The sequence below is a fragment of the Arthrobacter luteolus NBRC 107841 genome, from assembly GCF_001552075.1.
Lineage (GTDB): Bacteria > Actinomycetota > Actinomycetes > Actinomycetales > Micrococcaceae > Arthrobacter_B > Arthrobacter_B luteolus.
Window position 1 is genome coordinate 300,146 of the sequence record NZ_BCQM01000001.1, and the last position, 16,045, is coordinate 316,190.

Genomic DNA, 16,045 nt, shown 5'->3' on the forward strand with positions numbered 1-16,045 from the left:
GGCAGGTGCTGGTCCGTCCGGCGTACTGGCACTGCCTGGTGCGGGACTAGGTGGCCTCAACATCGAAGGGAGCAGTTTCCCCGGCCGCGAGCCGTTCGATGCGCTGCACGGGCGGCGGTGATGTCTGCACTGCGGCAGCCGGAACGGCTGCGGCCGCCGGCGCTGCGGCTGCGGATGCTGTGGCTGCGCTGCGGACGGGGTGCCCGGAGGTTCCCTGCCGCGGAGCCGGGCGGACAGCATCTTCGACGTCGTCGAGCAGTGCTTCCTTGATGATCCGCCGCGGGTCGTACTGCCGCGGGTCCAGCTTGCGCCAGTCCACTTCGTCAATTTCCGGGCCGACTTCTTCGCGCAGCTGCTCCCGGGCGCCACTGGCCATACGGCGAAGTTCGCGGACCAGGCGGGCCAACTGGGAGGCGTATTCGGGCAGGCGCTCAGGGCCGAGAACGGCCACAGCAAGGATTGCCAGCACGATCAGCTCATAGCCATTTATTCCGAACACTTCTGAAGGTTACCTTTTCCCGCCCGGTTCAAGCGACTTCCAGTCTGGACTCAAAGTGAACGTCCGGCGCCGGCCAGCAGCGAGAGCCCCCGCATCACCCGGTCCACCGGCCCGGAATCGCGGTCCTTGGAAGGCACCAGCAGGCGGGCTGACTCAGTCAGCGACAGTTCACTGACCGCACCGGCAACCATTTCGTTCGACGCAGATGACGCGAGGGTATAGGTGACATTGCCGGTGGACAGCACTGCCTGGCCGGGCTTCGCCGGATCCCGCCAGACCCGGGGCGAGGTAGCGGAGTTCCCGGTCTGGAGGGTGAAGCCCTCTTCCGTTACCGGCCGTTCGCTGACTGCATGCAGAACGCTGGCGTTCGTATCGCCCTCACCCGGACGCTGCTCATACAGCGTAATCTTCTCCCCATTGCGGGCGAGTACCAGCGCGACGGCTGGCTGGCCGGCCACGTGCGTGGCGGTGGCTTCTTCAAGGGTGAAGCCGAGTTCGGAGAGCTCCGGGCAGGACCAGCCGGCTTCACGGAGCTTCTGCAGCTGGTCGCTGGAGAGCTTGCCGGTCTGGCTTTGGGTTACCTGGTTCCAGCCGGCCAGCAGATGCGCCTGCTGCGGAGCGGAGAAGGGTTCGTTGGCCAAGGTACCCAGCACGTAGGCACCAGCCAGGACGAATCCGGAGACGAGGGTAAGGATACTGCCGACGGCGACGGCGTAGCGGGCGCGGGTCCGCGGCCGTTTGGCCTCCGCGGCGGCCGGCAGGGATGCTCCTCCGGCCACAATGCGCCGGGCCAGGTCCTCCCCCGGCAGCGGTATGCTCATGGACCGCAGCCGGATGCGCAGGCGCCGTTCCTCTTCCACGAGGGACCGGCAGGGTGCGCAGCGTTCCAGGTGAGCCTGGACTGCTGCCCTTTTGCGCTGCGGAAGTTCATCGTCCAGGAACTCACGGATATGGCGTCGAGGATGGCGCATATTCTCTATCCGGCTCCAACCACGCGGGGAATTTTGAGGCTGACGGCCGGGGTCCGGCGCTGGGTTGGATCCCGGTGGGCCAGTTTTTCCTTCAGCATGGTCCGCCCGCGGTGAATCCGGGAGCGTACGGTGCCCAGCTTGACGCCCAAGGCACGGGCAACTTCGTCGTAGGACAGCCCTTCAAGGTCGCAGAGCACAACGGCTGCCCGGAAATCCGGAGGAAGTTCTTCCAGCGCCTGCTGGATATCGACGTCGAGGTTGTTGAATTCGAAACTACGTTCCGGGCCGGGACCCGGGCTCGGGAGGCGGCTCTCGGCTTCTTCGCTCATCCCGTCGAACCGGATCCGGCTCCTGCGCCGGGCCTGGTCGAGGAAGAGGTTGGTGGTGATCCGGTGGAGCCAGCCGTCCAGGGTTCCGGGCTGGAAGTTGGCCAGGGAACGGAAAACACGGACGAAGACTTCCTGGGTCAGGTCCTCGGCGTCGTGTTTGTTGCCGGTCAGGCGGTACGCCAGGCGGTAGACCTTCGCGGAGTGCGCCTGCACCACTTCTTCCCAGGTCGGACGCACCCAGTCGGCGCCTGCCGATGCGTCCGCTGAAACGTCAAGTGTCCCGGTCATGGTCTTCCTCCCTTCAAAGCGCAAGTCGGCTGCCTTGTTTCCGGTGAGGTAGGGGCAGTCTCTGATCGCCAGCTTCAGCATCAATATTCGCGCATGATTCTGGGAGTTCGCTGTTAGCATGCCGTGGTTCGGCAGACAAGCGGGCGTGCCTTTCGCTGCGACATCCACCTGACAAGATCCGCGGCACGGCCACGCCAGCCCGGTTTGCTGCACCGCTGGCCTTAAGCTGGTAAAGCAGTCCGCCGCCGGCCCAGCCCAGCGGCTGCGCCCCCTGCTGCATTCCGGACTATTTCCTTCTTATTCCGATCTGTTCCTGGTTTCCCCTGCCACCCCGACCGAAAGTGACGTACACCGATGAGCGCCGACAAGCAGACCAACTGGTCCTACACGGAGGCCCTGCCCTTCGAGGATGAAGTGCTGCTCCGCGCACGCGAGCGTTCCCATGAACTCGGTGTACATCCCGTGAGTACCGGAGTTGGCGCGGCGCTCACCGTCCTGGCTGCGTCCGCGAAGGCACAGACCGTTGTGGAGGTGGGGACGGGTGCCGGCGTTTCAGGAGTTTGCCTGCTGCGCGGACTCGGCCCGCATTCCGTCCTGACGACCATTGACTCCGACGTCGACCACCTGCGCGCTGCCCGGCTGGCCTATTCGGAGGCCGGCATTCCGGGAAACCGGACCCGGACCATCTCCGGCCGCGCCGCCGAGGTCCTGCCGCGGCTCACCGACAACGCCTACGACCTGGTTTTTATCGATGCGGACAAAGCATCCTTCCCCGTCTACACCGAGCAGGCCGTCCGGCTGCTGAAGCCCGGGGGGCTGCTGATCGTTAACGGCGCCCTCGACAACGGCCGCGTCGCCGATCCGGCGGCACGTGAACCGCTGACCAGCACGATGCGGCAGGTGGGCAAGGCCATCCGGGACAACGATTCGCTGGTCTCCGCGCTCCTGCCAACCGGGGACGGCCTCCTGCTGGCCGTCAAGGTACTGCCGGCGCGCCGGTAGCGTCCGGGCAGCAGCCTAGGAAGCGTCGAGTCCTGCCAGCGTGCGGGCGGCGCGGGCGCGCAGGAAAGCGATCAGCAGCCGGGCACCGAAACCGGTGGCACCCTTGGCGTACTCGTGGCTGTCGCCGGCCGCTTCCATGGGCCCGGCGATATCCAGGTGGATCCAGGGTGTGCCGTCCACGAATTTCTCCAGGAACAGTGCCCCGAGAATAGCCCCTGCCCCCGCTTTGGCACCGACGGGTGCCACATGCGCCAGGTCAGCGGTGTCGGAGTCCAGCAGATAGTCATATTCCGGCACCAGCGGCAGCTGCCAGAGCGGCTCCCCCGAGCTGCTGGCGGCCGCCTCGAAGGCGGTCAGCAGGCTGGGATCGTTACCAAAGAGGGCCGCATGGCGTTTACCCAGTCCCAGCGCGGCCGCACCCGTCAGAGTGGCAACATCAATCAGGGCATCGGGCTCCAGCCGGCCGGCTGCGTACGCGAGGGCGTCGGCAAGAACCATCCGCCCTTCGGCGTCGGTGTTGCCGATCTCCACGGTGGTGCCGTTCCAGGTCCTGACAACATCGCCGGGCCGGTAGGACGCCGCACCGACAGCGTTTTCTGCCAGGGCAAGCAGGGCCGTCACTTCGAACGGCAGCTTCAGCTCAGCGGCGGCCTGTACTGCGGCCAGGACCACGGCCGAGCCGGCCATGTCCATTTTCATGGCGGGCATGGAATCGCGCGGCTTGAGCGAGATGCCGCCTGAATCGAAGGTTATGCCCTTCCCCACCAGGACCACGCCGCCGGCTTCGGCTCCGGCAGCCCCCGTGGGCCGGTACGTAACGCGCACCAGCCGCGGGCCATTCGCCGATCCGGATCCCACAGCGGTGAGCCCGCCGAAGCCTTCAGCTGCCAGCCGCTTGGGCTCCCACTCTTCGAATTCGAGCCCGGCGGCCTGGGCCACGGAGCGGCTTTGCGCTGCCATCCACGCCGGTGTTGCGGTGTCCGGTGGGGTGTTTGTCAGGTCGCGGGCGAGCCAGGCTGCGCGGGCACTGGTTTCAGCCAGGGCCAGCGCCTGCGGGTTCAAACCGGTGACCTCCATTTTCGCGGCCATGGGCTTGGCGGAGTCGGTGAGCCCGGTTTTCGGCGCACGGTAGCCGCCAAGCAGGAACCCCTCGAGGAAGGCCTGCTGTGCCTGGGGCGTCAGTCCGTCCACCACACTGGTGCGTATTTTCTGCGCTCCGAACGTCGCGCGGGCCAACGCGGCACCGGCGCGCCGAAGACTCTGGTGGGACTCATCGCCGACCCCCAGGTAGATCAGTTTCCCGGGCAGGCCCTCGGAACCGCGCGGCGGTTCAACCACAAGATGCTCCCCTGCCCGGCCGCTGATCCCGGCAGCATCCGCACGCGCCGCAACGTCAACGCCGTAGCGCACGGCGGCTTCAACGGCTCCGCTGCGGGGTTCGGGAACGGGTTTCGCACCCGCAGGTGCGCCTTCCTGGGCAGATTCCGCCGCCGGCCCCGGGGCGATTCCCACGGCCAGGACGTCCACGCCCTCGCCTGGTTTCGGTTCGAGGCCGGTATCCGCGCCAGGTTCATCTGACCGCGGGTACGGCGGCAGCGGTGAAACAGCTGTCATGGACATCCTGCGGGGAGCCTGCAAGGAACCCGCAGGCTTGGAAACTTGCCTGGAAGGACGCATGCTCCCAGCCTAGCCGGTGACGCCGAGGAGGCATTCCTTGAGTTTGCCGGCTTCCTCTGCGTTCAGTTCCACCACAAGGCGTCCGCCGCCGTCGATCGGCACCCGCAAGATCAGGCTGCGCCCTTCCTTGGTGACCTCCATAGGTCCATCACCCGTACGCGGTTTCATCGCAGCCATCTTGAAGTTCCCCTTTCAACAGTGCACTGCGGGGTTATTCCCCGAGTAGTCACCTGTACTGCTGCCGATCGGTTTCCGAGCCGTTGCTTAGGGCACCGAGCTGCATTTGGGGACCATTATTCCGTACAAGTAGTGAGCAGGCGAAATTTCGGTGTGTCTGGCGCCACAGCGCGGCGGGGTGCGGGGGCTGGCTGCTAGCAGCTGGCCCGGATGCTGCAGGCTGCCAGATGGTCGTTTACATATCCGGTGGCCTGCAGCATGGCGTACGCGGTGACCGGCCCAACGAAGCGGAAGCCCCGGTCCCGGAGTGCCCGGGACAGGCTGACGGATTCGGGGGTGGAGGCGGGAACGTCCGCCGTCGACCGGGGAGCCGGTCCGGGCGGCGGGCGGTGTTTCCCGAGCAGGATTTCCAGCGATTCGCCCGCTGGGAGCGCGAGCAGGGCACGCGCGTTGTTGATCGTGGCCTGGATCTTGGCACGGTTGCGGACAATCCCGGGGTTTTCCACCAGGTCAGCTACCTCGGCGTCCCCGAACCCGGCCACAGTTTCCGGGTCGAAGCCGCGGAAGGCTTCACGGAAGGCCTCCCGCTTGCGCAGAATCGTGATCCAGCTCAGCCCCGCTTGGAAGCCCTCCAGGCTAAGCCGCTCAAACAACGCAGCCTCACCGGTCACCGGCCGGCCCCACTCCTCGTCGTGATAGGCGAGGTAATCCGGGCTGCCAAGTGCCCAGGGGCAGCGCAGCCGTCCGTCCGGACCAGGCTGTGCTGTCATTCGGGCTGCTCGGTCCGGGCGGTTCCGGGCGGAGCGGCTGGACCGGGTCCGCCCGGCCCACGCAGTTCGGCGAGCGCCGCGTCACGTTCCAGGAGGGCTGTGGCCAGCCGTTCAAGCACCACGTCCACCTCGTCCATCCGGTAACCGCGGAAGCCAACAGAGAACCGCAGGTCCGCGATGTCCGCTGCGACGGGCCGCTCCGGCAGAAGCACCGGAGGCAGCCGGGGATCAGGTTCGGCGAGTCCGGCGGCAGCCGGAAAGCGCTGTTCCCCTTCCCCGTTCTCCAGCTCCGGGCCAGGCGCACGCCGCCACCTGCCCGGACCGATCCGGCCTGCCACCAGCAGGGAGACCGCGCCGACGACGGCGATGGCAAGGAAGGCGAGCAGGATCATCACCGCTCCATCGTCCCAGATTGTGCCGGCGGGCGATTAGAGGGAGACATGCCCGGCACTGTCGGCCACAACCAGGCGGACAGCTTCCGCGGGGTCATCGACCAGATGGAGCAGGTTCAGGTCCTTCTCCGAGATCATGCCTTCGGCCAGCAGGCTGCCGCGCACCCAGTCCAGGAGCGGCGCCCAGAAATCCGTACCAATCAGCACGATGGGGAAGGACGTCACCTTCTGGGTCTGGACGAGCGTCATCGCTTCAAACAGTTCATCCAGTGTGCCGAAGCCACCGGGGAGGACGATGAAGCCCTGCGCGTACTTGACGAACATGGTCTTGCGGACGAAGAAATAGCGGAAGTTTATGCCCAGGTCCACCCAGTCGTTGAGCCCGGTTTCGAACGGCAGCTCGATCCCCAGGCCCACGGATACGCCGCTGGCCTCCACGGCGCCCTTGTTCGCGGCTTCCATGGATCCCGGGCCGCCTCCAGTGATCACGGCCAGGCCGGCGCCGGACAGCAGCCTGCCGACTTCTTCGGCGGTTTTGTACCACCGTGATCCTGGCAGGCTCCGTGCGGACCCGAACACGCTGACCGCTGGACCCAGCTCTGAGAGCGTTCCGAAACCCTCGACGAACTCACTCTGGATGCGCAGGACCCGCCAGGGGTCGGTGTGCGTGAAGTGCGTTCCGTCCTGGGTATCCAGGAGGAACCGGTCCGACTGCGGCACGCGCGCCTGCCCCCGGCGGAGTTCCACGGGGCCGCGGCGCTTCGCCGATACCGGGTTGGTGAGGTCTTGCTCGTCGCTGATTGCCATGCTCCAAGGCTAGCGGCTAGGCGTGTCCCGGATCTCACCCCCGCCCTAAGGCGGGCGTTCGGGCCGGCCTGTTAGCAGCGTTGTTTGTGTTTCTCTTGAGTCACGATTTCTGCCCCGTGGAGTGATGCGGCGCACAGCACCTTGATTTGTTCGCTATCTTCTACGTATGACCAGTGACACAACACCAGGGCAGCCTGTACCTGAAAAAGCCGCAGCACCCCTCGTCTCGCTGAAAAACGTCAACAAGCATTTCGGGGACCTCCACGTGCTGCGGGACATCAATCTCGATGTGGCCCGCGGCGAAGTGGTTGTGGTGATCGGCCCGTCCGGTTCGGGCAAGTCAACCCTCTGCCGAGCGATCAACCGCCTGGAAACCATCGACGACGGCGAGATCACCATCGACGGCAAGGTCCTGCCCGCCGAGGGCAAGGCCTTGGCGAAGCTGCGTGCCGACGTCGGCATGGTTTTCCAGTCGTTCAATCTGTTTGCCCACAAATCGATCCTGGACAACGTGGCGCTGGGTCCGATCAAGGTCAAGAAGACAAAGTCCGCTGAGGCCAAGGAAAAGGCCATGGCCCTGCTCAAGCGGGTCGGCGTCGACAATCAGGCGAACAAGCTTCCCGCCCAGCTCTCCGGCGGACAGCAGCAGCGGGTGGCGATCGCCCGTGCGCTGGCGATGAAGCCGAAGGTGATGCTGTTCGACGAACCAACCTCGGCGCTGGACCCGGAAATGATCAACGAGGTCCTGGACACGATGGTCGAGCTGGCCCACGAGGGCATGACCATGATCGTGGTGACCCACGAAATGGGCTTCGCCCGCAAGGCCGCGGACCGCGTGATCTTCATGGCCGACGGCCAGATCGTTGAACAGGCAACCCCCGAGGAATTCTTCACCAATCCGAAGAGCGACCGGGCCAAGGACTTCCTTGGCAAGATCCTGGCCCACTAAGACCCCCACCGCACTGCAAAAGTTTTTCACCAACCCTTTGAGGCAAGGCAGGATCCACTCGGAACCTGCCGCAATGCAAGGAGAAAAAATGCGCAAGACCCGCTACGCTGCTGCCGCGATGGCCGCAGCTGCTGCCCTGACTCTTTCCGCCTGCGGCGGAGATTCCGGTAACGAAAACGCCGATTCCGCCGGTGGGGAGACCATCCGCGTCGGCATCAAGTTCGACCAGCCCGGTCTCGGCTTTGACGAAGGCGGCAATTACGCCGGCTTCGACGTCGACGTCGCCAAGTACGTAGCCGGCGAGCTCGGTTTCAGCGAAGACCAGATCGAATGGATCGAGACGCCCTCCGCCCAGCGCGAAAACATGCTCGAAAACGATCAGGTCGACATGATCTTCGCGACCTACTCCATCACCGACACCCGCAAGGAAAAGGTCGGCTTCGCCGGACCGTACTTCGTTGCCGGCCAGGACCTGCTGGTCCGCTCGGACAATAACGACATCAAGGGTCCCGAGGATCTGAACGGCAAGAACCTCTGCTCGGTCACCGGTTCCACTTCCGCGCAGAAGATCAAGGACACCCTGGCCTCCGAGGTGAACCTGATGGAACAGCCGAGCTACGCGGAATGTGTCACCGCCATGCAGGGCGGCGCCATCGACGCCGTCACCACTGACGACATCATCCTGGCCGGTCTGGCTTCCACCGAGGCCAACAAGGGCCAGTTCAAGGTAGTCGGCAACACCTTCTCCGAAGAGAAGTACGGCGTCGGCATCCAGAAGGGCAGCGACAAGTGTGAAGACATCAACGCTGCCATCCAGAAGATGATCGACGACGGCGCCTGGGAAGAGGCCATCAAGGCGAACACCGAGGGTGCCGATTACACCTTCAACGCTTCCCTGAACCCGCCGACGCCGGACGCCTGCGCCTAACCTCACCAACCCCCGCCGGGTTTTCGGCGGCACAGCCCGGGGCAGGGCCGCGGCCCTGCCCCGGGCTCCGCACTTTATTTTTATGGAAGAGGTGACATATGGAAGGTTTCTTTGAGCTCTTCGGCGACTACGACGTCGTTGGTGCCTTCTGGGTCAACATCCAACTGACTTTCTGGGCTGGCCTCTGGTCCCTGGTGCTCGGCACCCTCCTGGCCGTTATGCGCATCTCCCCCATTGCCAGCCTGCGCTGGTTCGGTACGGCGTATGTGAACATCTTCAGGAACACGCCGCTGACCATCATCATGGTCTTCGGTGCGCTGGCCCTGTGGTCCCAGCTCCAGGTCAGCCTGTCCAGTGACTTCAACCTCAACTTCTTCCGGCTCGCCATCCTTTCCCTGTCGATCTACCACGCAGCCTTCGTCTGCGAGGCGATCCGCAGCGGCGTTAATACCGTGCCGCTGGGACAGGCCGAGGCGGCCCGTTCAATTGGTCTCTCCTTCCTGCCCGCCGCATGGCTGATCATCCTGCCGCAGGCCTTCCGCGGTGCCATCGCACCGCTGGGCAACGTCCTGATCGCCTTGGCCAAAAACACCACGGTGGCGGCCACGGCGTCCGTGGCGGAAGCCTCCGGGCTGATGAAGACCATGATTGAATTCCGCCCGGACCTGATGACGCAGATCTTCCTGACCTTCGCGCTGGGCTTCGTCCTCATCGTGATTCCGATCGGCCTCCTGACAACCTGGGCCTCGAAGAAACTGGCGGTGGCCCGATGAGCCAGAGTGTCCTGTTCGATGCGCCCGGCCCCCGGGCCCGGCGCCGCATCATGGCCGGCAACGTCCTCGGCGTCCTCTTTATCCTGGGCCTGATCGCCTTGATCGTGAATGGACTGGCGGAGAAGGGCCAGTTCGACGCCGCCAAGTGGACTCCGTTCCTGGAGTGGCGCACCTGGGAGTTCTTTATGCTGCCGGGCCTGATGGCCACCCTGCGGGCTGCAGGGGTAGCGATCGTCACCTCAATCCTCTTCGGCCTCATCTTCGGGCTCGGCCGGCTGTCCACGGTCAAGGCCATCAGCTGGACCTCCGGCGTGATCGTGGAGTTCTTCCGCGCCGTTCCGGTGCTGCTGATGATGATCTTCTTCTACCAGTTCCTTTCCAAGTCGACGCCGGTACCATCGGCCGATGTGCCGTTTGTGGCAGTTGTGCTGGCACTGACGCTCTACAACGGTTCGGTGATCGCCGAGCTGGTGCGCTCCGGCGTCTTCGGCCTGCCCAAGGGACAGCGTGAAGCCGGCCTGGCGATCGGCCTGACCCGGAGCCAGTCGCTGCGGTCCATCGAGGTTCCGCAGGCACTGGTGGCCATGCTCCCGGCACTGCTGAGCCAGTTCGTCGTGATTCTGAAGGATTCCGCCCTGGGCACCTTCATCGGCTACACCGACCTGCTGGCGTACGCCCGCAGGCTGGCGGCAGGCGAAGGTAACATCCTTCCGGCCCTGCTGGTCACGGCAGCGATCTTCATCGTCCTGAACATGCTGCTGACGTTCGCCGCTCAGCGCCTCTCCCGCCGCCTCGGCGCCCGCTCCGGGCAGCTGCTGCGGACCGAGGACGCGGTGGAACCGGAAGGGGCGCCCGCCCCGGCCCGGTAGACCAGGACAGCATCAAACAGTGAAGGTTCCCTTCCGGATCACCGGAAGGGAACCTTCACTGTTTGAGCGGAACATCCGGGGGCGGGTTCAGCCGGCACCCCGGGACCCGCCCGGAAGACTCTAGGCCAGCCAGGCCCGCAGCGCCCGCAGGCACTCGCGGATGGCATCCGCCCGCACATGCTCGTCGTCGGAGTGTGCCAGCAGAGCATCCCCGGGCCCGAAGTTCACTGCCGGAACGCCCAGGGCACTGAACCGGGCGACGTCGGTCCATCCGTACTTGGGTTTAGGCTCCGCTCCGACTGCTGCCACGAAGCTGGCGGCAGCCGGGCGGTCCAGCCCGGGCCGGGCGCCGGCGGAAGCATCCGTAAGAACCAGGTCGAATCCGTGGAGCAGGTCCCGGACGTAGGCCTCCGCCTGGGCCAGGTCCTTGTCCGGAGCGAACCGGTAGTTAATTTCTACAGTGGCCGCATCGGGAATGACGTTCCCGGCGGTGCCTCCGCTGATGCGGACCGCGTTCAGCGACTCGCGGTAGTCCAGGCCTTCCACCCGGACGGTGGCCGGCTCATGGCCGCGCAGCCTCACCAGGATCTCCGCCGCCGCGTGAATGGCGTTCTCCCCCATCCAGGCACGGGCCGAGTGCGCGGCTTTGCCCGTGGTGCGGGCCTGGAACCGCATGGTCCCGTTGCAGCCGCCCTCCACGGTTCCGTCGGTGGGCTCAAGCAGGATCGCGAAGTCCGCCTTCAGCCACTCCGGGTAGCTCTTGGCGGCCCGGCCCAGTCCGCTGAGCGAAGCATCAACTTCTTCGTGGTCGTAAAAGATAAAGGTGATGTCCCGGGTGGGTTCGGCCAGCTGGGCTGCGAGAGCCAGCTGGACAGCCACGCCGCCCTTCATATCTGTGGCACCGCGGCCGTACAGCACGTCCCCTTCCCAGGTCGAGGGCACAGTGCCGCGGGCTCCCGGGACGGTCGGCAGCGGTACGGTATCCAGGTGGCCGGCCAGGATGACCCTCTCGGCCCGGCCCAGATTGGTGCGGGCCATGACAGTATCGCCGTCACGCACCACCTCCAGATGGTCCAGGGCACGCAGCGCGGTTTCCACCGCGTCGGCGATGGCGGCCTCGTTGCCGGAGACACTTTCAATGTCCATCAGGGCGGCGGTGAGGGCAGCAACGTCGCCCTCCAGGTCCAGGCGGTTCACAGGTAATACAGTCACCGGACCAGACTACCGCTCGGTAGAGTGGAACCCATGACTTCCAGCACCCCATCAGCCCTGACCGCCCGCACCGCCTCCGGCCTTGGACTGGCTACCGTAGCCGCAGACGGCACCGTCCTTGACGTCTGGTACCCGCGGCCGCAGCTGACCCCCTTTGAAGCCGACAACGCGCTGGCCACCGAACTGGCCAAGGCAGCCGGCACCATGACGGACGAGGTCCGCGGTACCCGCGGCGAGGTCGTGGAAACGCAGATCGATCTGGACGCCGCTCCGGAGTCCACCGCAGACGCCTACCTCCGCCTGCATGTCCTCTCCGCCCGGCTCGCTGCCCCCAACACCATCAACCTCGACGGCATCTTCGGGGTCCTGCCCAACATTGTCTGGACCAACTTCGGCCCCTGCCAGGTCGCCGGCTTTGACCAGGTCCGGGTCGGCCTGCGTGCCCGCGGCGCGGTCACCGTGTACGGCGTCGACAAGTTCCCGCGGATGGTGGATTACGTCCTGCCCGCGGGAGTGCGCATTGCCGACGCCGACCGCGTCCGCCTCGGCGCGCACCTCGCCGAAGGCACCACCGTGATGCACGAGGGCTTCGTCAACTTCAATGCCGGCACCCTGGGCACGTCCATGGTTGAGGGCCGCATCTCCGCAGGAGTAGTCGTCGGCGACGGCAGCGACGTCGGCGGCGGAGCTTCGATCATGGGTACCCTCTCCGGCGGCGGCAAGGAACGAATCACCGTCGGGGAACGGGTGCTCCTCGGGGCGAACTCCGGAGTCGGCATCAGCATCGGTGATGACAGCGTCGTCGAAGCCGGCCTTTACATCACCGCCGGAACCCGGGTCAGCGTGGTGGATCCGGAAACCGGGGAAGCCCGCACGCTGAAGGCTGCGGAACTCTCCGGCGTCCCCGGCCTGCTTTTCCGCCGCAACTCCGTGACCGGCGCCGTCGAGGTACTCCCCCGGCTGGCCCGGACCGTGGAACTGAACGCGGCTCTACACGCCAACTAGGCGTCCGCAACCGGGAGAACTGGCCGTGAATCCCCGCAGTCACCCGCTGCCCGCCCGCAGGCAGCGGGTGACGGTGCTCCTCGTAGCGGGTGCCGCAGCGGCGGCCGCCGCACTGTACCTCCTGATCCTCGCGGGCACCTCCGGGGAAGAGCGCCCGCTGCGGGAAAGCTGCACGGCAACCGTGAATGAGAGCTCCTGGCAGCTCACCCCGGAACAGACGGCCAACGCTGCAACCATCACGGCTGTCGCCGTCGCCCGCGGACTGCCTCCGCGGGCGGCGTCGATTGCACTGGCGACGGCGGTCCAGGAATCCGGACTGCGGAATATCGACTACGGGGACGACGCCGGCCCGGATTCCCGCGGCCTGTTCCAGCAGCGTCCCTCACAGGGATGGGGTACCCAGGAGCAGATCATGGATCCGGTGTATGCCGCCAACGCCTTTTACGATGCGCTGGTGCAGGTTGAGGGGTACCAGGAGCTGCCGATCACGGTCGCTGCCCAGACGGTCCAGCGCAGTGCCTACCCGGACGCCTACGCGGATCACGAACCCGAGGGGCGGGCGTTTGCTTCAGCCCTGACCGGCCAGTCACCTGCAGCTCTGACCTGTGTCCTGAACCCCGCCGAAACCGCGGGAAATCCGGAAACCGTCCTCGCCGCAATGACCACTCTCTACGGCACGCAGCAGGCCGTTGTCCTGGGTGAGGTGCTTCTGGTTGGTGCTTCCGGCGAGTACGGCTGGTCCCTTGCGCACTGGGCTGTAGCCAATGCCCGCGCACTGGGCATCAACGAGGTCTCCTACGATTCCAGGACCTGGAGCCGCGGGAGCGGCGAATGGACCGGCTCTGACGCCTCTGATTCCCAGATCGCCATCCATGTTGCCCCCGTGGGCGCCGGATAACCCTTCAATGGTCGCCGGGTCCACCCAGTAGGCTGGAAGGATGCGAATACTAGTCACCGGAGGAACCGGCTACATCGGCTCCCACACCACACTGGAACTGCTGCAGGCTGGGCACGACGTCGTGGTGCTGGACAACCTGGCCAACTCCAGCACCGAATCCCTCAACCGGGTCCAGGAACTGTCCGGACGCACCGCGGAATTTGTGCAGGCCGATCTGCTGGACCCGCAGGCCCTCGAAGAGGTCTTCGCCGCGCACTCCCCCGAGGCGGTGATCCACTTCGCCGGGCTGAAGGCCGTAGGCGAGTCGGTAGCCAAGCCCCTGTACTACTACCGGAACAACGTCGCCGGCACCCTGAACCTGCTGGAGGTGATGGACCGGCATGATGTGCGCACCATCGTATTCAGTTCCTCCGCCACCGTCTACGGCGCCTCCGAGGAAGTGCCGCTGGTGGAGAAGATGCCAATGGACGCCGTGAACCCCTACGGCCGGACCAAGGAACAAATCGAGGACATCCTGGCGGACCTTGGTGCCTCCGACGAACGCTGGAGCATCGCCCTGCTGCGCTACTTCAACCCGGTCGGCGCCCATGAATCAGGCCGCATCGGCGAGGACCCCACGGGTGTGCCGAACAACCTGCTTCCGTTCGTGGCGCAGGTTGCTGTCGGACGCCGGGAAAAAGTCATGGTCTTCGGCAACGACTACCCCACACCGGACGGAACGGGTGTGCGCGACTACATCCACGTGATGGACCTCGCGGCCGGCCACCTGGCGGCGCTGGACTACATTGCGGCCCGCAAGGGCGTCAAACGGTGGAACCTGGGCACCGGCAACGGCTCCTCGGTCCTGGAGGTGCTTGCCGCATTCTCGAAGGCAGCCGGCAAGGACGTCCCGTACGAATTCGCCCCGCGCCGTCCCGGCGATGCAGCCGTCAGCTATGCCGATCCCTCCGCCGCCCTCGCCGAGCTGGGCTGGTCCGCTGGACGGTCCCTTGACGATATGTGTCAGGACCACTGGAACTGGCAGAAGCAGAACCCGCAGGGTTACGCCACCGGTTCCTGATCCCAAGGCGCTCCTGATCCGGAGCCGCCCCTGATACGCCAAAGGGCGGGCCGCTTCCTCACGAGGAAGCGGCCCGCCCTTTGGTTTTGGTTCTAGCGCTCCGGGTAGTTGCGCTCCGGCACACCCGTGTAGAGCTGGCGCGGGCGGCCAATCTTGGTCTGCGGATCCTGCATCATCTCGCGCCACTGGGCAATCCAGCCGGGCAGGCGGCCAATGGCGAAGAGCACCGTGAACATCTTCTCCGGGAAGCCCATCGCCTTGTAGATGAGGCCGGTGTAGAAGTCCACGTTCGGGTAGAGCTTGCGCTCGATGAAGTAGTCGTCCGCGAGGGCCTTCTCCTCCAGGCGCATGGCGATGTCCAGCAGCTCATCGTTGCCGCCGAGGTCCGCGAGGATCTCGTGTGCGGTGGCCTTGACGATCTTGGCGCGCGGATCGTAGTTCTTGTAGACGCGGTGCCCGAAGCCCATGAGCTTCACGCCGTCTTCCTTGTTCTTCACCTTTTCCATGAAGTCTTCCGGCTGCATGCCGGTGGACTGGATCTGGCGGAGCATGTTCAGGACGGCTTCGTTGGCACCGCCGTGCAGCGGTCCGAAGAGCGCGCTGATGCCGGCGGAGATGGAAGCGAACATGTTGGCGTTGGAGCTGCCGACCAGACGGACAGTCGACGTCGAACAGTTCTGTTCGTGGTCTGCGTGGAGGATGAGCAGCAGGTCAAGTGCCTTGACCAGCTTCGGATCCACATCGTACGGCTCGGCCGGCAGGCCGAAGGAGAGCCGCATGAAGTTCTCCACCAGGTTCATGGAGTTGTCCGGGTACAGCATGGGCTGCCCGATGCTCTTCTTGTGCGCGTAGGCCGCGATCACCGGGAGCTTCGCCATCAGGCGGACGGTGGAGAGTTCCACCTGCTCATCGTCGAAGGGGTCCAGGGAATCCTGGTAGAACGTGGACAGGGCGCTGACCGCGGAGGAAAGCACTGGCATCGGGTGCGCGTCGCGGGGGAAGCCGCCGAAGAAGCCCTTGAGGTCCTCATGCAGCAGCGTGTGCCGGCGGATCCGGTGGTCGAAGTTTTCCAGCTCCGTGGCAGTGGGAAGGTTGCCGTAGATCAGCAGGTATGAGGTCTCGAGGAAACTCGAGTGCTTGGCCAGCTGTTCGATCGGGTACCCGCGGTAGCGCAGGATCCCTGCGTCACCGTCGATGTAGGTGATCGCCGAGGTGGTTGCCGCGGTATTCATAAAGCCGGGATCGAAGGTGACGGTCCCCGTCTGCTTCAGCAGCTTCGATACGTCGAAACCGTCGTTGCCTTCTTCCGCCGCGATGCGGGGCAGCTCCAGCTTGTCCCCCGGGTCGGTCCCATAGTGCAGCTCGGCACTCGGTCGCTCAGTCATTTTTCTCCTTCAGGAGTTGAAGAACCCACTGCTACGGGCCCTCGTCCTCGTGAG

The 16,045-nt window shown here is 65.5% G+C and carries 18 protein-coding genes; 8 read left to right on the forward strand and 10 right to left on the reverse strand.

Features of this window, described 5'->3' with window-relative positions; translation table 11 throughout:
* Positions 1-46: 46 nt before the first annotated feature.
* From AL3_RS01330 to sigE, 3 genes are read right to left on the reverse strand one after another with little or no spacing between them, the layout of a single operon-like run.
* The gene (locus AL3_RS01330; protein WP_066295710.1) at positions 47-499 is read right to left on the reverse strand and encodes a twin-arginine translocase TatA/TatE family subunit; all 453 of its coding nucleotides are present in this window, start codon (positions 497-499) and stop codon (positions 47-49) included.
* A 50-nt stretch (positions 500-549) separates the two neighbouring features.
* Positions 550-1,470: a zf-HC2 domain-containing protein gene (locus tag AL3_RS01335; protein WP_066295711.1), complete on the reverse strand. Its 921-nt coding sequence runs from the start codon at positions 1,468-1,470 to the stop codon at positions 550-552.
* A 5-nt stretch (positions 1,471-1,475) separates the two neighbouring features.
* Entirely contained in the window at positions 1,476-2,087 is a 612-nt protein-coding gene (gene sigE, locus AL3_RS01340; protein WP_066296970.1) for an RNA polymerase sigma factor SigE, read from the reverse strand.
* A 354-nt stretch (positions 2,088-2,441) separates the two neighbouring features.
* Between sigE and AL3_RS01345 the strand changes: the two genes are divergently transcribed.
* Positions 2,442-3,089 carry an O-methyltransferase gene (locus AL3_RS01345; RefSeq protein ID WP_066295712.1) on the forward strand — a complete coding sequence of 216 codons (648 nt, stop codon included), beginning with the start codon at positions 2,442-2,444 and terminating at the stop codon, positions 3,087-3,089.
* Between the two features lie 15 nt (positions 3,090-3,104).
* Here AL3_RS01345 and AL3_RS01350 read toward each other — a convergent pair whose 3' ends face one another.
* The 5 genes from AL3_RS01350 to AL3_RS01365 all read right to left on the reverse strand — a co-directional run bounded on the left by AL3_RS01350 (position 3,105) and on the right by AL3_RS01365 (position 6,912).
* Entirely contained in the window at positions 3,105-4,703 is a 1,599-nt protein-coding gene (locus AL3_RS01350) for a leucyl aminopeptidase family protein (protein WP_066295715.1), read from the reverse strand.
* 72 nt (positions 4,704-4,775) lie between these two features.
* The gene (locus tag AL3_RS17935; RefSeq protein WP_083521353.1) at positions 4,776-4,943 is read right to left on the reverse strand and encodes a DUF3117 domain-containing protein; all 168 of its coding nucleotides are present in this window, start codon (positions 4,941-4,943) and stop codon (positions 4,776-4,778) included.
* A gap of 194 nt (positions 4,944-5,137) precedes the next feature.
* On the reverse strand, positions 5,138-5,713 hold the full coding sequence (locus AL3_RS01355; protein ID WP_066295716.1) for a DNA-3-methyladenine glycosylase I: 576 nt from the start codon (positions 5,711-5,713) through the stop codon (positions 5,138-5,140).
* Positions 5,710-6,105 (reverse strand): DivIVA domain-containing protein, encoded by a 396-nt coding sequence (locus tag AL3_RS01360; protein WP_083521354.1) that lies wholly within the window; start codon positions 6,103-6,105, stop codon positions 5,710-5,712. The genes AL3_RS01355 and AL3_RS01360 overlap by 4 nt, the downstream gene beginning before the upstream one ends.
* Before the next feature lie 36 nt (positions 6,106-6,141).
* Complete coding sequence (locus AL3_RS01365; protein WP_066295717.1) at positions 6,142-6,912, reverse strand: LOG family protein; 771 nt, start codon at positions 6,910-6,912, stop codon at positions 6,142-6,144.
* A gap of 166 nt (positions 6,913-7,078) precedes the next feature.
* Between AL3_RS01365 and AL3_RS01370 the strand changes: the two genes are divergently transcribed.
* The 4 genes from AL3_RS01370 to AL3_RS01385 all read left to right on the forward strand — a co-directional run bounded on the left by AL3_RS01370 (position 7,079) and on the right by AL3_RS01385 (position 10,431).
* Positions 7,079-7,861, forward strand: coding sequence for an amino acid ABC transporter ATP-binding protein (locus AL3_RS01370; RefSeq protein ID WP_066295718.1), 783 nt, complete (start codon positions 7,079-7,081; stop codon positions 7,859-7,861).
* Between the two features lie 88 nt (positions 7,862-7,949).
* Complete coding sequence (locus AL3_RS01375; protein ID WP_066295719.1) at positions 7,950-8,789, forward strand: glutamate ABC transporter substrate-binding protein; 840 nt, start codon at positions 7,950-7,952, stop codon at positions 8,787-8,789.
* Between the two features lie 98 nt (positions 8,790-8,887).
* The gene (locus AL3_RS01380) at positions 8,888-9,562 is read left to right on the forward strand and encodes an amino acid ABC transporter permease (protein WP_066295721.1); all 675 of its coding nucleotides are present in this window, start codon (positions 8,888-8,890) and stop codon (positions 9,560-9,562) included.
* A complete protein-coding gene (locus AL3_RS01385; protein WP_066295722.1) occupies positions 9,559-10,431 on the forward strand; it encodes an amino acid ABC transporter permease in 873 nt (290 codons plus the stop codon). Before AL3_RS01380 ends, AL3_RS01385 begins: the two co-directional genes overlap by 4 nt.
* A gap of 120 nt (positions 10,432-10,551) precedes the next feature.
* On the opposite strand, the gene dapE is transcribed toward AL3_RS01385, so the two are convergent.
* Positions 10,552-11,643 (reverse strand): succinyl-diaminopimelate desuccinylase, encoded by a 1,092-nt coding sequence (gene dapE, locus AL3_RS01390; RefSeq protein ID WP_066295724.1) that lies wholly within the window; start codon positions 11,641-11,643, stop codon positions 10,552-10,554.
* A gap of 33 nt (positions 11,644-11,676) precedes the next feature.
* On the opposite strand from dapE, the gene dapD reads away from it, so the two are divergent.
* Genes dapD through galE form a run of 3 tightly spaced genes read left to right on the forward strand, consistent with a single transcriptional unit; the run spans position 11,677 to position 14,606 of the window.
* A complete protein-coding gene (gene dapD / locus AL3_RS01395) occupies positions 11,677-12,648 on the forward strand; it encodes a 2,3,4,5-tetrahydropyridine-2,6-dicarboxylate N-succinyltransferase (protein ID WP_066295726.1) in 972 nt (323 codons plus the stop codon).
* A 25-nt stretch (positions 12,649-12,673) separates the two neighbouring features.
* Positions 12,674-13,546: a hypothetical protein gene (locus AL3_RS01400; protein WP_151723894.1), complete on the forward strand. Its 873-nt coding sequence runs from the start codon at positions 12,674-12,676 to the stop codon at positions 13,544-13,546.
* Between the two features lie 40 nt (positions 13,547-13,586).
* Positions 13,587-14,606, forward strand: coding sequence for a UDP-glucose 4-epimerase GalE (galE, locus tag AL3_RS01405; protein ID WP_066295727.1), 1,020 nt, complete (start codon positions 13,587-13,589; stop codon positions 14,604-14,606).
* Positions 14,607-14,698: 92 nt separating this feature from the next.
* Here galE and AL3_RS01410 read toward each other — a convergent pair whose 3' ends face one another.
* Positions 14,699-15,991, reverse strand: coding sequence for a citrate synthase (locus AL3_RS01410; protein WP_066295728.1), 1,293 nt, complete (start codon positions 15,989-15,991; stop codon positions 14,699-14,701).
* Positions 15,992-16,045: the final 54 nt, after the last annotated feature.

Excerpts from the sequence above, each read along its gene's own strand:
- AL3_RS01365 (WP_066295717.1), bottom strand. The coding sequence starts at position 6,912 with ATGGCAATCAGCGACGAGCAAGACCTCACCAACCCGGTATCGGCGAAG.
- AL3_RS01335 (WP_066295711.1), bottom strand. The coding sequence starts at position 1,470 with ATGCGCCATCCTCGACGCCATATCCGTGAGTTCCTGGACGATGAACTT.
- AL3_RS01385 (WP_066295722.1), top strand. The coding sequence starts at position 9,559 with ATGAGCCAGAGTGTCCTGTTCGATGCGCCCGGCCCCCGGGCCCGGCGC.
- AL3_RS01345 (WP_066295712.1), top strand. The coding sequence starts at position 2,442 with ATGAGCGCCGACAAGCAGACCAACTGGTCCTACACGGAGGCCCTGCCC.
- sigE (WP_066296970.1), bottom strand. The coding sequence starts at position 2,087 with ATGACCGGGACACTTGACGTTTCAGCGGACGCATCGGCAGGCGCCGAC.
- AL3_RS01380 (WP_066295721.1), top strand. The coding sequence starts at position 8,888 with ATGGAAGGTTTCTTTGAGCTCTTCGGCGACTACGACGTCGTTGGTGCC.
- AL3_RS01350 (WP_066295715.1), bottom strand. The coding sequence starts at position 4,703 with ATGACAGCTGTTTCACCGCTGCCGCCGTACCCGCGGTCAGATGAACCT.
- AL3_RS01360 (WP_083521354.1), bottom strand. The coding sequence starts at position 6,105 with ATGATCCTGCTCGCCTTCCTTGCCATCGCCGTCGTCGGCGCGGTCTCC.
- AL3_RS17935 (WP_083521353.1), bottom strand. The coding sequence starts at position 4,943 with ATGGCTGCGATGAAACCGCGTACGGGTGATGGACCTATGGAGGTCACC.
- AL3_RS01410 (WP_066295728.1), bottom strand. The coding sequence starts at position 15,991 with ATGACTGAGCGACCGAGTGCCGAGCTGCACTATGGGACCGACCCGGGG.
- AL3_RS01375 (WP_066295719.1), top strand. The coding sequence starts at position 7,950 with ATGCGCAAGACCCGCTACGCTGCTGCCGCGATGGCCGCAGCTGCTGCC.
- dapD (WP_066295726.1), top strand. The coding sequence starts at position 11,677 with ATGACTTCCAGCACCCCATCAGCCCTGACCGCCCGCACCGCCTCCGGC.
- AL3_RS01370 (WP_066295718.1), top strand. The coding sequence starts at position 7,079 with ATGACCAGTGACACAACACCAGGGCAGCCTGTACCTGAAAAAGCCGCA.
- AL3_RS01355 (WP_066295716.1), bottom strand. The coding sequence starts at position 5,713 with ATGACAGCACAGCCTGGTCCGGACGGACGGCTGCGCTGCCCCTGGGCA.
- galE (WP_066295727.1), top strand. The coding sequence starts at position 13,587 with ATGCGAATACTAGTCACCGGAGGAACCGGCTACATCGGCTCCCACACC.